The 13,689-nt window shown below is 69.9% G+C and carries 16 protein-coding genes; 7 read left to right on the plus strand and 9 right to left on the minus strand.

Annotated elements, in window-relative coordinates:
• Positions 1-18: 18 nt before the first annotated feature.
• Genes VM221_09825 through VM221_09840 form a run of 4 tightly spaced genes read right to left on the minus strand, consistent with a single transcriptional unit; the run spans position 19 to position 3,195 of the window.
• Positions 19-720, minus strand: coding sequence for a hypothetical protein (locus tag VM221_09825; protein ID HUT75113.1), 702 nt, complete (start codon positions 718-720; stop codon positions 19-21).
• Positions 721-748: 28 nt separating this feature from the next.
• Complete coding sequence (locus VM221_09830; GenBank protein HUT75114.1) at positions 749-1,501, minus strand: nucleotidyltransferase family protein; 753 nt, start codon at positions 1,499-1,501, stop codon at positions 749-751.
• Positions 1,502-1,512: 11 nt separating this feature from the next.
• Complete coding sequence (gene ispE / locus VM221_09835; protein ID HUT75115.1) at positions 1,513-2,433, minus strand: 4-(cytidine 5'-diphospho)-2-C-methyl-D-erythritol kinase; 921 nt, start codon at positions 2,431-2,433, stop codon at positions 1,513-1,515.
• Between the two features lie 9 nt (positions 2,434-2,442).
• Complete coding sequence (locus VM221_09840) at positions 2,443-3,195, minus strand: hypothetical protein (protein ID HUT75116.1); 753 nt, start codon at positions 3,193-3,195, stop codon at positions 2,443-2,445.
• Between the two features lie 177 nt (positions 3,196-3,372).
• On the opposite strand from VM221_09840, the gene VM221_09845 reads away from it, so the two are divergent.
• Genes VM221_09845 through VM221_09870 form a run of 6 tightly spaced genes read left to right on the plus strand, consistent with a single transcriptional unit; the run spans position 3,373 to position 7,843 of the window.
• The gene (locus tag VM221_09845; protein HUT75117.1) at positions 3,373-4,728 is read left to right on the plus strand and encodes a replication-associated recombination protein A; all 1,356 of its coding nucleotides are present in this window, start codon (positions 3,373-3,375) and stop codon (positions 4,726-4,728) included.
• Positions 4,725-5,876 (plus strand): tRNA 2-thiouridine(34) synthase MnmA, encoded by a 1,152-nt coding sequence (mnmA, locus tag VM221_09850; protein HUT75118.1) that lies wholly within the window; start codon positions 4,725-4,727, stop codon positions 5,874-5,876. The genes VM221_09845 and mnmA overlap by 4 nt, the downstream gene beginning before the upstream one ends.
• 36 nt (positions 5,877-5,912) lie before the next feature.
• Positions 5,913-6,218 (plus strand): YtxH domain-containing protein, encoded by a 306-nt coding sequence (locus tag VM221_09855; protein HUT75119.1) that lies wholly within the window; start codon positions 5,913-5,915, stop codon positions 6,216-6,218.
• Between the two features lie 5 nt (positions 6,219-6,223).
• Positions 6,224-6,598 (plus strand): STAS domain-containing protein, encoded by a 375-nt coding sequence (locus tag VM221_09860; GenBank protein ID HUT75120.1) that lies wholly within the window; start codon positions 6,224-6,226, stop codon positions 6,596-6,598.
• Entirely contained in the window at positions 6,571-7,032 is a 462-nt protein-coding gene (locus tag VM221_09865; GenBank protein HUT75121.1) for an ATP-binding protein, read from the plus strand. The genes VM221_09860 and VM221_09865 overlap by 28 nt, the downstream gene beginning before the upstream one ends.
• 1 nt (position 7,033) lies before the next feature.
• Positions 7,034-7,843, plus strand: a complete 810-nt coding sequence (locus VM221_09870) for a SigB/SigF/SigG family RNA polymerase sigma factor (protein ID HUT75122.1) — start codon at positions 7,034-7,036, stop codon at positions 7,841-7,843.
• Positions 7,844-7,963: 120 nt separating this feature from the next.
• Here VM221_09870 and VM221_09875 read toward each other — a convergent pair whose 3' ends face one another.
• The 3 genes from VM221_09875 to VM221_09885 are packed head-to-tail and all read right to left on the minus strand — an operon-like array spanning position 7,964 to position 10,692.
• Positions 7,964-9,193 carry an alpha-L-fucosidase gene (locus tag VM221_09875; protein ID HUT75123.1) on the minus strand — a complete coding sequence of 410 codons (1,230 nt, stop codon included), beginning with the start codon at positions 9,191-9,193 and terminating at the stop codon, positions 7,964-7,966.
• A complete protein-coding gene (locus tag VM221_09880; GenBank protein HUT75124.1) occupies positions 9,178-9,435 on the minus strand; it encodes a hypothetical protein in 258 nt (85 codons plus the stop codon). The genes VM221_09875 and VM221_09880 overlap by 16 nt, the downstream gene beginning before the upstream one ends.
• Positions 9,436-9,462: 27 nt before the next feature.
• A complete protein-coding gene (locus VM221_09885) occupies positions 9,463-10,692 on the minus strand; it encodes an alpha-L-fucosidase (GenBank protein HUT75125.1) in 1,230 nt (409 codons plus the stop codon).
• 307 nt (positions 10,693-10,999) lie between these two features.
• Here VM221_09885 and VM221_09890 point away from each other — a divergent pair, with 307 nt between their 5' ends.
• The gene (locus tag VM221_09890; GenBank protein ID HUT75126.1) at positions 11,000-12,070 is read left to right on the plus strand and encodes a DUF4349 domain-containing protein; all 1,071 of its coding nucleotides are present in this window, start codon (positions 11,000-11,002) and stop codon (positions 12,068-12,070) included.
• An 81-nt stretch (positions 12,071-12,151) separates the two neighbouring features.
• On the opposite strand, the gene VM221_09895 is transcribed toward VM221_09890, so the two are convergent.
• Together VM221_09895 and VM221_09900 are read right to left on the minus strand one after the other, a co-directional pair.
• Positions 12,152-13,240, minus strand: coding sequence for a uroporphyrinogen decarboxylase family protein (locus VM221_09895; protein ID HUT75127.1), 1,089 nt, complete (start codon positions 13,238-13,240; stop codon positions 12,152-12,154).
• Positions 13,241-13,408: 168 nt separating this feature from the next.
• A complete protein-coding gene (locus VM221_09900; protein ID HUT75128.1) occupies positions 13,409-13,615 on the minus strand; it encodes a hypothetical protein in 207 nt (68 codons plus the stop codon).
• Positions 13,616-13,689 lie beyond the last annotated feature (74 nt).

Below are 13,689 nucleotides of genomic sequence, written 5' to 3' on the forward strand. Positions count from 1 at the left end.
AAGCTGGAGTGGGGCCGGTCACGAAGCTATGTCCAGGCTCGTCTTGACCCGCTCGCGCCGCCCGCTGCCCGGAGCCATGATTTCCGCCGCGAGTCGGCACGTGCCCGCTCGCACCGGCGTGACGTGAAGCTGCAGATCCAGCACGCCTCCCGCGGCGAGCGCCGGGAACCACATGCGGCGCGTCCGGTCCGTGCGTCGCTGCCGGGAGGGTTTGGGCATGATCCGGTCCAGCCGCAGGTGTCGCTCGCAGGAGCGATCGAGTGCCACCACGACCTGCTCCACGCGCCCGGGGCCGGGGTTCCAGATCTGGATGGAGATGATCGCGGGTTCGCGCACTGAGACCACCTCCGTCGGGGCGATCCTGGCGTGCAGCACCACCGCCGGCGCCGGGGGCGGCGCATAGTGGCGGGCGAGCAGCACCACCGCCAGCGCCGCCACGACGGCGAGGATGAGCGTCGTCACCCATACCCGGGATCGCACGAGCGCTTGCCTGGCTAGGTCCAGGGTTGACTTGTGGAAGGGGCATGCGAGATACCGGTCCGGGTCGCTGATGTGGAAATCATCAGGGCGCGAGATGGAGACGCAGTCGAGCATCTGCGCGTCGTAGTCCGCGCAGTAGCGGCACTTCAGCAGTTGCTCGTGGCAGCGCCCGCACCGCGGGAAGGGCACGATGCCCTCGCGGCACAACTTGCCGCATTGCGGGCATTTGAGGGTTACCATCGAAGCACCCGACGCCGCCTCGTCTCGCTCACTCAGCGATGATCGCGCGTACGGTTTCCAGATCCGCCGGTTTGTCCACGTCAAATGCCAGCTCGGGATAGTGCGAGATGACGGCGCGCGCGCGGCCGCCCAGCACCTCCCCCAGGCGCTGTTCGAGGTGGGCGATGGTCAGGCGCCCCGTCAGCAGGCGCAAGATGAACCCGGCGCCCAACATCCCCGCCAGGCGCAGCGGGTGCTTGCGGTGGCGGTAGAACTGGCGCACCAGCTCGCGGTGGCGCGTGATGAACTCCGCGTTAACCAGCACCGCATTGCTGCCGGTGAAGGTGCCCTCCCGCACGTGCGCGTAGGTGCGATGCCCGTGCGGGAACCGCCGCTCGACGTCCTCCTTGGGCACGATCGCGTAGGCCAGGTCCGCGCCCAGCGGCTGCGCCTGGCCGAGGAAGTCGTCGAACGCCTCCGCGGTCACCAGCGGCGCGTCCGCGTGGGCGAACATCGCCATCCCGGAGTTGCCGAGCGCCGCGAGCGCCAGCTCCACGTTGTCAAGCAGCGTCTCGCCCGGCGCCACCATCAGGTCCGCCAGCCCCGGCGCAATTCGCTGCTGCACCTCGGGCGGCGCCACGACGACGATGCGCTGCGCCCGCGTCGTGCCCCGGAGCGCCGCCAGCACGCGCTCCACCATCGGGCGCCCGCCGACCTCGATCAGCGCGCGGAACGGGGTCCCGCTCATCTGCGCGAGCCGACCGTGCTCTATACCAGCCGCTAGAACGAGTGCGTCCGCCATTGGTCACGCAGTCACAAGGTGGCACCCCGACCCGTCGGGGTGTCCGCAGCCTCGACCACGACCCCGCGGCCGATGCTGTGCACCGCCCGCGCCCATATCCCATTCTTGGACATGCGCGCCGCCGACTCCTGCGCGGCTCTGTGCGTGGGGAAGATGCCGAAGACGGCGGCCCCGCTGCCCGCCATCAACGCCCCCAGCGCGCCCTCGCTCAGCAGGTGCGCCTTGAGGTCGGCGATATCAGGGCGCTCGGGGAGAACCGCCGCCTCGAGGTCGTTATGCAGAAGCCCCGCGATCGCCGTCGGCGACGCGCCTCCCGCGGCGCGCGCCATCGCCTGGCACGCACCCTTGGGGCTCCGCGGCAGGCGCTTGGCGTACGCCCACGCCGTGGACACCCCGGGCCCCTGCCGGACGAGCACGAAATGCAAGCGCGGCCCCGCACCGACGCGCTCGACGCTGTCGCCCCGGCCGGTCGCCAGCGCGCAGCCACCCTCGACGAAAAAGGGACCGTCGGCGCTCAGCCGCGCGGCCAGCTCCTGGAGCTGAGCGCGATGCAGCCGCAGGCCCCACAGGCGCTTGAGCCCCACCAGCGTCGCCGCCGCATCGCTGCTGCCGCCGCCCAGTCCCGCCTGCATCGGGATGTGCTTGCGCAGGCCGATGGCCACGCCCCGCCGCGGCGCCGGCGGCAGGAACTCGCTGAGCAGCGCCGCCGCTTGATAGCAGAGGTTGGTTTCGTCGGTGGGGACCCCGGGCTCGCGGCAGGCGATGGTGATGCCGCGCGGACGGGCGGTGAGCGTGACCTCGTCCCACAGCGAGACGGTTTGGAGTACGGTCTCGACGCGATGATAGCCGTCGGGCAGATGGCCCAACACCGCCAGCGCCAGGTTGACTTTGGCCGGCGCGCGCAGCTTGAGGCACGAGGAAGGTAGCGCCACGGTCTGGCCTTAGAACGTCAGCTCATTGCTGCGAATCTTCCAGCGGCCCTCCTCGCGCATGGCGAAGAGGGTGCCGCTCAGGGTCTTGGGCAGCACGCGGTAGAGGATGACCTTGGCGGTGAAGGTGAGCTTGATCTCGGCGCCCGGCGCAGGCGTGGAGTCGAATTCGATGTCGCGGATCGTGGCCGGTTGTCGGTCGCGGAGGCGGGCGAGCCAGTCGAAGGCCAGCTTGTCCATCGTCCGGTAGTCGCCCTTGAGCCAGGCCGCCAGATAGCGCCGCGCCGCCTCCGTCGCGGCCGGCTCCTGCGCTTCGTCCCGGCGGGTGACGCTGCGCGGGGGAATGCGCGCGCCCAGCGGCGGCTCGGTGAAAAACGCGACCTGGCGCACGCGCCAGGGATTGCCCTTGACGTCGTCGAGCATGGTCAGGACCAACGCGCCTTCGTCGGGCAGCTCCCCGTCGCGCACCGCGCCGCTGAAGCTGACGGCGGCGCGATGCGCATCCACCCGCGCCTGCTCCAGCCGCGGCATTCGCGCGAAGGGACACGGGCCGAACTTGTCGGCCGGCCGGGTCGGGCTCAAGCTGCGCGCGGTCGCCCCGTCGCCGGCGAGCAGCGCCCGCAGATAGGTTTCGGCGGCCCTCTCCGCGCCGGGGTCCGCGGCCGCCGGGGAGCGCCCGTGCACGAGGGCAGCGAGCATCACCGCGACCATCAGCGCCGCGGTCAGGCTTTGTGTCAGCCGATGGCCGAATGGTGCGTTCTTCATGCTATCGCCGACGCTCGGCCGCCGCTGCGGGTTGCTTGGCGGCCGGCGACTACCTACTATATTCCCCATTCCCGCCGCCGCGCCCTGCCCGTCGTTGACCCTGCTCGGCGGCGCGTGCTACAATCCGCCCGCAGCGCCGGCGACGCGTGCTTCGCAGACTGGCAGGTGAGCCCTGACGTGACTTTGTTCGACGAGCCGCAGGCGGCGGCGCACGGGGCGGCGCCGCTGGCCGCGCGCATGCGCCCCCGCGATCTGACCGAGTTCGTCGGCCAGGAGCACATTCTGGGCGCGGGGACCTGGCTGCGCTCCGCCATCGAGCGCGACCAGCTATCATCGGTCATCTTCCACGGCCCGGCCGGCACCGGCAAGAGCACGGTCGCCCGCATCATCGCCTCCCGCACCGCCTCCCATTTCCAGGAGTTCAGCGCCGTTACCACCGGCATCGCCGACGTGCGCAAGGTGATGACCCAGGCCGGGCAGCGCCTCGCCGCCCAGGGGCGCAAGACGATCCTCTTCATAGACGAGATTCATCGCTTCAACAAGGCCCAGCAGGACGCGTTCCTGCCCTTCGTCGAGAACGGCACCATCACCCTCATCGGCGCCACCACCGAGAACCCCTTCTTCGAGATCAACTCGCCGCTGCTGTCGCGCTCGCGGGTGCTGCGCTTCGAGCCGCTGACGCCCGAGCAGATCGGGGCGATCGTGGAGCGCGCGCTGGCCGACGGCGACCGCGGCCTGGGGCGCCTGCAAGTCGCGCTCGAACCGGCGGCGCGGGCTCACCTGCTCGAGGTCGCGCGGGGCGACGCGCGGGTGGCGCTCAACGCTCTCGAAGTCGCGGCCTCCCTGGCCGCGCCCGGCGCTGAGGGCAGGCGCGCGATCGGCCTCGACCTGATCGAGCAGGCTTTGCAGCAGCCGCTGCTGCAATACGACAAGGACGGGGACGCGCACTACGACATCATCTCCGCCTTCATCAAGAGCATGCGCGGCGGCGACCCCGACGCCGCTCTGCACTGGCTGGCGCGCATGATCAAGGCGGGCGAGGACCCACGGTTCATCGCCCGCCGCCTGGTGATCCACGCCGCCGAAGATGTCGGCAACGCGGATCCGATGGCGCTGGTGGTCGCCACCAGCGCCGCTCACGCGGTGGAGTACGTCGGCCTCCCCGAGGCGCAGATCCCGCTGGCGCAGGCCGCAATCTACATCGCCACCGCGCCCAAGAGCAACGCCTCGATGCTGGGCATCGCCCGCGCGATGGAGGACGTCGAGCGGCGGGTGCCGCCGCCGGTGCCCGGGCCGCTGCGCGACGCCTCCTACCCCGGCGCGGCGCGCTTGGGTCACGGCCAGGGGTATCTCTATCCGCACGATTTCCCAGGGCGGGTCGTGGACCAGGACTACCTGCCGCCGGACTTCAAGCACCGGCCCTATTACGAGCCGAGCGAGCTCGGCTACGAGCGCAAGATCGCCGAGCGCATGCGGGCATGGGAGCAGGCGCGGCGGGCACAGCGGGAACGGCGCGACCAGGGTGAGCGATGACGCGGCGTCGGGGCGCGGTCGTGATCGCGATGAGCGGCGGCGTGGACAGCTCGGTGGCGGCGGCGGTGCTCAAGCAGGAGGGCTGGGAGGTCATCGGCGTGACGATGCAGATCTGGCCCTCCGATGATCTGGCGCGCCAGGCCGACGCGGCGCGCGGCTGCTGCAGCCTGGCGGCAATCGGCGATGCGCGGCGCGTGGCGGAGCGCCTCGGGATCCCCCACTATGTGTTCAATCTGCGCGAGGTCTTTCAGCGCGAGGTGATTGACCCCTTCTGCGCGGAATACGCGGCCGGCCGCACGCCCAATCCCTGCATTCGCTGCAACCACTACCTGAAGTTCGGGGCCCTCGCCGAGCGCGCGCGGCAACTGGGGGCTGGCCACGTCGCCACCGGTCACTATGCCCGGGTTGGGCGCGACCAGCGATCGGGGCGGTGGGTCATCCGCGCCGGCGCCGATCGCGCCAAGGATCAGTCGTACGCGCTGTACAGCTTGCGCCAGGAGCAACTGGCGCAGGCGCTGATGCCGCTGGGGGGGCTGGTCAAAGCCGAGGTGCGCTCGCGGGCGCAGGAGTTGGGGCTGGCCGTGGCCGACAAGCTGGAGAGCCAGGAGCTGTGCTTCATCGTCAATAACGACTATCCAGCCTACCTGCGCCGCTTGCTGCCTGCCACCGCGACCCCGGGGCCGATTGTTGATTCCTGCGGCAGGCGTCTCGGGGATCACCGCGGAATCGCCTCCTACACTGTGGGCCAGCGCCACGGGCTCGGTCTGTGCGGGACGCGCGAGGCGCTGTACGTGGTTGACATTGACCCGCAGGCCAACACCCTAGTGGTGGGGCCGGAGCGGGAGCTGTACCGCAAGGAGGTGCGGGTGGGCGGCGCGAATCTGGTCGCGCGGACCGACTTCAAGCAACCGGTGCGCCTGCGCGGCAAGCTGCGCTACCGCATGAGCGCCCAGGCGTGCGTGGTGCGCGGTGAAGGGGAGGGGCTGGATGCCGAGTTTGACGCGCCGCAGCGGGCGGTGACGCCGGGGCAGGCGGCGGTGTTCTACGACGGCGACACGGTGGCATGCGGAGGTGTGATCGAACGGCAGGCGTCAACAGTTGGCGCCCACCCCGGGGAAAGGGATGAGGGCGAACGCGCCGAAGGATAGCGGCGGGCGCGAGCGGCGATCCATGGGAGGACGCGCATGAGCAACGAAGACCGGGACAGCGGGATGCTGAGTTTTCTGGTGGGGATGGGCATCGGCGCCGCCGCGGCGGCGATCGCCGCCCTGCTGTACGCGCCACGGCGGGGGACGGATACCCGGCGCGGAGTGACCGATGCCGTGCGCACGCTGCGCGGGCGCGCTGAGGAGCTGGCGGAGCGCGTGCGCGGCGCGTCGCAGGAGGTAACCGAGCGGCTCAAGCAGGACCTCGATGCGGCGGTCACCGCCGGTAAGGAGGCGGTGGAAGCCCGGCGTGCGGAGCTTGGCCGCACCACCCACAGCGAGTGACGACCATGGGCAATCCCGTAGGGATGGAGCTGAGTTCCCGCCGCCTGGGCGCGACCACGGCGGTGCTGACCATCGGCGGCGAGGTGGATCTCTACACCACGCCGCAGGTCAAGGAAGAGATCGTGGGGCTGATAGATGCGGGGGTGCGCCGGCTGGTGGTGGACCTGTCAGCCGCCGAGTACTTGGACAGCACGGCCCTGGGCACGCTGGTGGGCGCGCTCAAGCGCCTGCGCGAACATGACGGCGAACTGCGCCTGGCCAACCCTGCGCCGCGCATCCGCAAGCTGCTGGAGATCACGCGGTTGCTCAAGGTGTTCGAGGTGCGCGACAGCGTCGCCCAGGCGTTGGAGGGATGGCACGAGCAAGGGGCGACAGCGTGATGAGCACCATGGCGGCTTCCCGCATCGAGCTCAAGATCCCCGGGCGCCCCGAGTTCATCAGCGTGGCGCGCCTCGCCGTCGCCGCCGTCGCCGCCCGCATGGGCTTCGATTATGACGACATCGAGGATCTCAAGGTCGCCACCGGGGAGGCGCTGACCAACGCCATCCAGGACGCGCAGACCCGCGGTCGCGAGGGGGGTGAGGACATCCTCGTCATGTGCTCGGTGGAAGCGCAGGCGCTGGTGATCGAGGTCTGCGACCAGGGGTCAGGCTTCGATCCCGAGAGACGGCGCTGTGCGCTCGAGCAGGAGGAACTCCCCGAGGGAGGGCTGGGCCTGCTGCTGATCGAGGCGCTGTGCGACGAAGTGAGGTTCGAAACCAAACCCGGCAGCGGGACGCTGGTGCGCATGACCAAGCACCTCGTCCGCTTTTAACATGCGTTCGCCAGGCAAGTCCAAGGGCAAGGCCGCCGCGCTCAAGGGCACGGCCAAGGCCAAGCAGACCGACCACCAGGGGATTGAAGGCCTGTTCCGCCAGCTGCGGGCGACGGGCGACCCGCGGCTGCGGGAGCGCCTCATCAGTGCGCATCTGAACCTGGTGCGGTTTCTCGCCCGCAAGTTCGCCAATCGCGGCGAGCCCGTGGACGACCTCATCCAGGTTGGCACCATCGGCCTCATCAACGCGGTGGACCGCTTCGACCCCGAACGCGGCATCCGCTTCGCCACCTACGCCACCCCCACCATCGCCGGCGAGATCAAGCGCCACTTCCGCGACCGCGGCTGGGCGATTAAGGTGCCGCGGCGGCTGCAGGAGCTCAACCTCGCCGCCAGCAAGGCGGTTGACGCCCTGGCGCAACGCCTCGACCGCTCCCCCACCGTCAAGGAGATCGCCCAGGCGATCGGCGCCACCGAGGAGGACGCCCTGGAGGCCCTCGAGCTCGGCCAGATGTACGAGTTGGTCAGCCTCGACAGCGAGACCGGACGGGCGGACGACGATTCCCATACCGTGCTTGCCGACTACGTCGGCAACGATGACGTCGTGCTGGAGGAGATCGGGGCGCGCTCGAGCCTGGTGGACAGCCTCAAGCGGCTGCCCGAGCGCGAGCGCAAGATCATCGAGCTGCGCTTCTTCCGCAACCTGTCGCAGACCGATGTCGCCCGCCGCCTGGGCATCTCCCAGATGCACGTCTCGCGCCTCCAGCAGAAGGCGCTCACTCGCCTGCGCGAGCTGGCGCGCGGGCAGTAGACGGCAGGAGGCAGGTCCCTCGGGCGTGCGATCCTCGCCCGCCAGGTGAATGCCACCCGGTCTTCGCGCATAATCACGGTGGCGGGTTCTTACGGTCGCCCCGGCTCTGCGGCAGCGCCTCTACTTCAGCACGACGCATCCCCCGCCCAGCACATGGCGCGGCGCGCCGCCGGCGATCGTCAGCTCGATGACGGTGGCCAGCGCATCCGGCGCCCGCGGCGGTAGCCCCCGCAGCACCAGGCGATCCTTGACCTGCGTGAACTTAACCGCCGGCCCGCCGTAGAGCCGCGCTTTGACCACCTTGTTGCACAGGCCGCCGATCGCCAGCTCCTCCCCCGGCCAGCGGTTGCAGTGGAAGTAGAGCTGCTTGCCGCGGCGGGTGAAGGCGCCGGTGATCAGCCGTTCCTGCGCCATCGGGTCGGAAGCCTCGTACACCGTCGGGCCGTACTTGTCGAGCCACGCGCCGACCTTGCGCAGCTCGCGCACGCACACCGGCGGCGCCGCCCCGCGCGGCGTCGGGCCGATGTTGAGCAGCAGGTTGCCGCCGCCCGCCGCCACCTCGCGCAGCATGCTGACGACGTGCCACGCGCTCTTCCAGTTGGTGTCAATCGGCGTGTAACCCCAGCTATCGTTGAAGGTCATGCACGATTCCCACGCGCGCCCGCCCGGCTCGGGGGTGATGTGTCGCTCCGGCGTGCCGAAGTCCTCGGGCAGCCCCGTGCGATTGTTGATGATGATGTCGGGCTGCAGGCGGCGCACCATGCGGTTCAGCTTGGCCGCCTCCCAGCCCTCGGCGTCCAGCGGCCACTGCCCGTCATACCACATGATGTCCAACTTGCCGTAATTGGTGCACAGCTCGCGCACCTGGCCGTGGAGGTAATCCACGAAGCGCCGCCGCGCCCGCTCGTCGGTCGCGCAGCGGGCGCCGTCGGGGTGATGCCAGTCCTTCAGCGAATAGTAGAAGCCCACGCGCAAGTCCTCCGCGCGCGCCGCTTCGACATACTCCGCCACCAGGTCGCGCCCCGGGCTGCGCTTGACGGCGGTATAGTCGGTGAGCTGGGAATCGAACAGGCAGAAACCCTCGTGGTGCTTGGTCGTCATCACAATGTAGCGCATGCCGCTTTCGCGCGCCAGGCGCGCCCAGGTGCGGGCGGGGGTTGGCGCCGGCTTCCAGGTGTCGGCCAGCTTCTCGTATTCGGACCGCGGGATGCGCTCGCGGTTCATCACCCATTCGTGGCGCCCGAGCTGTGAGTACAGCCCCCAGTGAATGAACATCCCGAAGCGCGCCTTGCGAAACCATTGCAGACGGCGCTCTCGGTCCTTCTCGGCGGCGGTCAGCTTCTTAGCCATGGTCGCTCCTTGTGATTGGCGGCTGGGCGCGCAGGCGCGCGCCCAGCGTGAATGACTAGATGCGCCCGCTCCAGCCACTCCGCTTGCTTGCGCAACCGCGCCATCCTTTCCTTGGGCTCCAGCTTCCACCACGCCCGCAGCGCCGCCGCCGCCCGCTGCTGCAGATGCTTGGGCAGATACCCCAGCACGTTGCGCAGCTTGTGCGCTTGACAGCGCTGGACGGGGTGCTCCCGGCCATACACGTCGTCAATGGCCCTGCGGCAGCGCCTCTACTTCAGCACGACGCATCCCGCGCCCAGCACCTGGCGCGGCACGCCGCCGGCGATCGTCAGCTCGATGACGGTGGCCAGCGCATCCGGCGCCCGCGGCGGCAGCCCCCGCAGCACCAGGCGATCCTTGACCTGCGTGAACTCGACCGCCGGCCCGCCGTAGAGCCGCGCTTTGACCACCTTGTTGCTCAGCCCGCCGATCGCCAGCTCCTCCCCCGGCCAGCGGTTGCAGTGGAAGTAGAGCTGCTTGCCGCGGCGGGTGAACGCGCCGGTGATCATCCAGTCCTGCGCCATCGGGTCGGAAGCTTCGTACACCGTCGGGCCGTACTTGTCGAGCCACGCGCCGACCTTGCGCAGCTCGCGCACGCACACCGGCGGCACCGCCCCGCGCGGCGTCGGGCCGATGTTGAGCAGCAGGTTGCCGCCGCCCGCCGCTACCTCGCGCAGCATGCTCACAACCCGCCACGCGCTCTTCCAGTTGGTGTCAATCGGCGTGTAGCCCCAGCTATCGTTGAAGGTCATGCACGATTCCCACGCGCGCCCACCCGCCTCGGGGGTGATGCGGTTCTCCGGCGTGCCGAAGTCCTCGGGCAGCCCCGAGCGATTGTTGATGATGATGTCGGGCTGCAAGCGGCGCACCATGCGGTTCAGCTTGGCCGCCTCCCAGCCCTCGGCGTCCAGCGGCCACTTCACGTCATACCACATGATGTCCACCTTGCCGTAGTTGGTGCAAAGCTCGCGCACCTGGCCGTGGATGTAATCCACGAAGCGCCGCCGCGCCCGCTCGTCGGTCGCGCAGCGGGCGCCGTCGGGGTGATGCCAGTCCATCTGCGAATAGTAGAAGCCCACGCGCAAGTCCTCCGCGCGCGCCGCCTCGACATACTCCGCCACCAGGTCGCGCCCCGGGCCGCGCTTGGCGGCGGTATAGTCGGTGAGCCGGGAGTCGAAGAGGCAGAAACCCTCGTGGTGCTTGGTGGTCATCACCATGTAGCGCATGCCGCTTTCGCGCGCCAGGCGCGCCCAGGTGCGGGCGGGGGTTGGCGCCGGCTTCCAGGTGTCGGCCAGCTTCTCGTATTCGGACCGCGGGATGCGCTCGCGGTTCATCACCCATTCGTGGCGCCCAAGCTGTGAGTACAGCCCCCAGTGAACGAACATCCCGAAGCGCGCCTGGCGAAACCATTCCAGGCGGCGCTCTCGGTCCTTCTCCGCAGCAGTCAGTTTCTTAGCCATTGGTCGCTCCTTGTGATTGGCGGCTGGGCGCGCAGGCGCGCGCCAGCGTAACGTAAACAACTAGATTCGCCCGCTCCCCGCGATTCTCCTACCGCGGCCTGCGGGTTTGGTGCGGTGTCCTGAGCCCCGCCGTCTGCTTGCCAGCCGCAGGGGCGGGAGTGAATGTCCCGGTGCGATGACAATCGGCGGTGAAATCTCTCCGTCAGCGCTTGACAGCCGGCGGCGCCGCCGCGCGCCCGCCTGCGCCCGGAACATTCCGCCCCGCTGCCCAGTCCAATCCGACGGAATAGCCAACAGGAGGCGGATCATGGAAACCGGTCAGGATTCGAACGCGCGAGGCGCGCGCACATGGTTCCGGCGTTTGACGCTGGCGCAGAGGGCAGGGCTCGTGCTCGCGGCCTTCGTGGTCGGCGTGTTCGTGCTGGCGTTCGCGGGGGCCACGCTGGAGCGCTCCCGCGAGAGCGCGCGCACGGCGTCGCCGTTGAGGATGGCCGTGGGCTCCCCGCCGGACGCGCCGCTGGCTGGGCGCGTGGCCGATCAGACCGGGCCCCCAGGGCGGCAGGGCGCGCTGCCCGCAGCGCGCGAGGCATCGGCCGACTTCGCGGCGGGTGCGCCCGAGTCGCTGCCATCCCTGGAAACCTGGGCGCGGCAGTTGATATTGACCGCCGCCATCACGCTGGAGGTCGAGGACGTGCGCGCCGCCTACGATCGCATCCAGGTGGTGGCGGCGAGTGAGGGGGCGCTGGTGACGGCGGCGTCCTTGCAGGCGGCGCCCGCGCGCGTGGTGGATGACCGGCAGCAGCCCGGCTACGGCCACGCCAGCGTCGTCCTGCGGGTGCCGCAGAGCCGCTTCCATGCCGTGCGCCAGCGTCTGCTGGGGCTGGCGCCGGACCTCGGCGGCAAAGTGGCGCATGATGAGGTCACCAGCCAGGATGTGACCGAGGAATACGTGGACTTGCAGGCGCGCCTGCGCAACTGGCGCGCGCAGGAGGCGCAGTTGTTGGAGGTCATGCGGCAGGCGCGCAAGATCCCCGACATCCTCGCGGTGCGCAACCAGTTGGCCCAGGTGCAGCAGGAGATCGAGCGCCTGTCCGGGCGGCTGCGGTTCCTGGAGAACCGCGTCGAGCTATCCACCATCACCATCGAGGTCAACCAGACGGGCGCGGGCCCGGCGCCGGTCACCATCGCCTCAACCTGGAAGAACGCGGGGCGGTGGGTGACGGCGGCGGTGCTGAAGTCGGTCAAGGATGTCGTCTATGTGCTGGGCCTGATGGCGGTGGCGGTGGTCTATCTGTTCCCGTTCGCGGTGATCGCGGGCATCATCTGGGCGGGTGTGCGGGCGGTGCGAAAGCGCGTGGGCTCCCGGCCCGTCGCGTGAGTGGCGGGGGGCGCAGCCCGGCCTGCTCCGCGAGCGGCACGTGGAAGCGAACCCGGCCGGTCGGCGCGGTGCCGGCGGCTGTCACAACTCCTCCACCCCCAGCGCCTCCTGGTAGAGCGCGAGGACGTTCTCCAGCGCCGTGTCGGGCTGGATGGCGTGAGCGGGGCTGAGGAGGTAGCCCCCGCCGCGGCCGATGACTTCCTTGCGGTGGCGCACCTCGGCGCGCACCTCCTCGGTCGTCCCGTGGGGCAGCGTCTCCTGGGTGCTGATGAGACCGCAAAAGGTCAGGCGGTCGCCGAAGTCGCGCTTGATCGTCTCCGGGTCCATGCCCGCGGGTTCGGGCTGCATGGCGTCGAGGATGTCCAGTCCCATCTCGATGAAGGTGGGCATGATCTCGTGCGTGTCCCCGCACGAGTGCAGCATTGCCAGCGCCCCGTGCTCGTGCGCCAGGTCAATGAAGCGCTGCATCCGCGGCACGAAGAATGACTCGAAAACGGCGGGGGAAACCAGCCGGCCCTTCTGCGTGCCGCAGTCCTCGCCCAGGCACAGGATGTCAATCTTCCCCTTTCCCGCCTCCAGCCCCCGCCGGCACCGCTCGTAGAGGAAATCCACGCGGCGGTCTATGATGGCGACGCCCACCTCATCGCCGGTCGCGATGTCCATCAGCACCTGCTCCATGCCCCGCCCGCGCGACACCCCGTTGACGATGTCGGGGATGCCGGCGCTACCAAAGCACACGGCATACTCGGCGATCGCGTCACCCGCCGCCTCCACGCCTGAGAAGTCGTAGTCGTCAATGTCCGGCCACGGGTAGGCGCGCACGTCGCCCATGGTCTTCAGGCGTGCCAGCGCAAGGTCCGAGGCCTCGTCATAGGTGCCGAACTCGTTGGCGATGCGGCGGTAGCCGACCCCCCACATGTCGTAGCTGTCAGCCACCCCGGGCACGGGCGGCTTGAGCGGAGCGCCCCCGGTCACCGCGTCGCTGGCGCTGCGCAGGTCCAGGTGCAGGACCTCGCGCACGTCGCGGCCAGGGAAATGCGCCTGCAGTCGCGCCATGATCTCCGGGGTGAAGTACCCCTGCAGCGGAATCCGATCCGGCTCCCGATGCGCGCAGGCGAGCTTCACCCGCTCCTTCGATGTCAACTCCTCCGTCGCCAGTCTGTGCCCCACAAGTGTATCCCTCCGGTGGTAGTCGCAGTGTGCCTACTATTCGACCCGGCGGTAGGGCGCAACCTTCCACCCATACCGCCCGGCGATACATCAGAGGACCTGTCGGCGGGGACTGGTTCCGGCCCGCCACCGAAAGCGGGCGGCGGGCCGGGGCGCACGGACCGGCGGCTACTTCTTCGGCTTCAGCTTGGCCTTCGGTTTGGCGGCAGCCTTGGACTTGGCGGCGCGGGCAACCTTCCTCATCGGCTGCGCGCAGCAGATGAGCTCATGCACCTCCGCGCACCCGCACGCTTCGTCCACCACCACCGACAGTCCGCACAGCTCGCACTCGAGCTGGTCGCCCTTCTGGGGCGACTTGGTCCTGGTCGCGGGCATCTCCGGTCACCTCCCGACAATGAGTTGAGCGCGACCGATGTTCCGATGCTCCGGCGCCGACTCCTGTCGTGTCG

The sequence above is a fragment of the Armatimonadota bacterium genome (assembly GCA_035527535.1).
Classification (GTDB): domain Bacteria; phylum Armatimonadota; class Hebobacteria.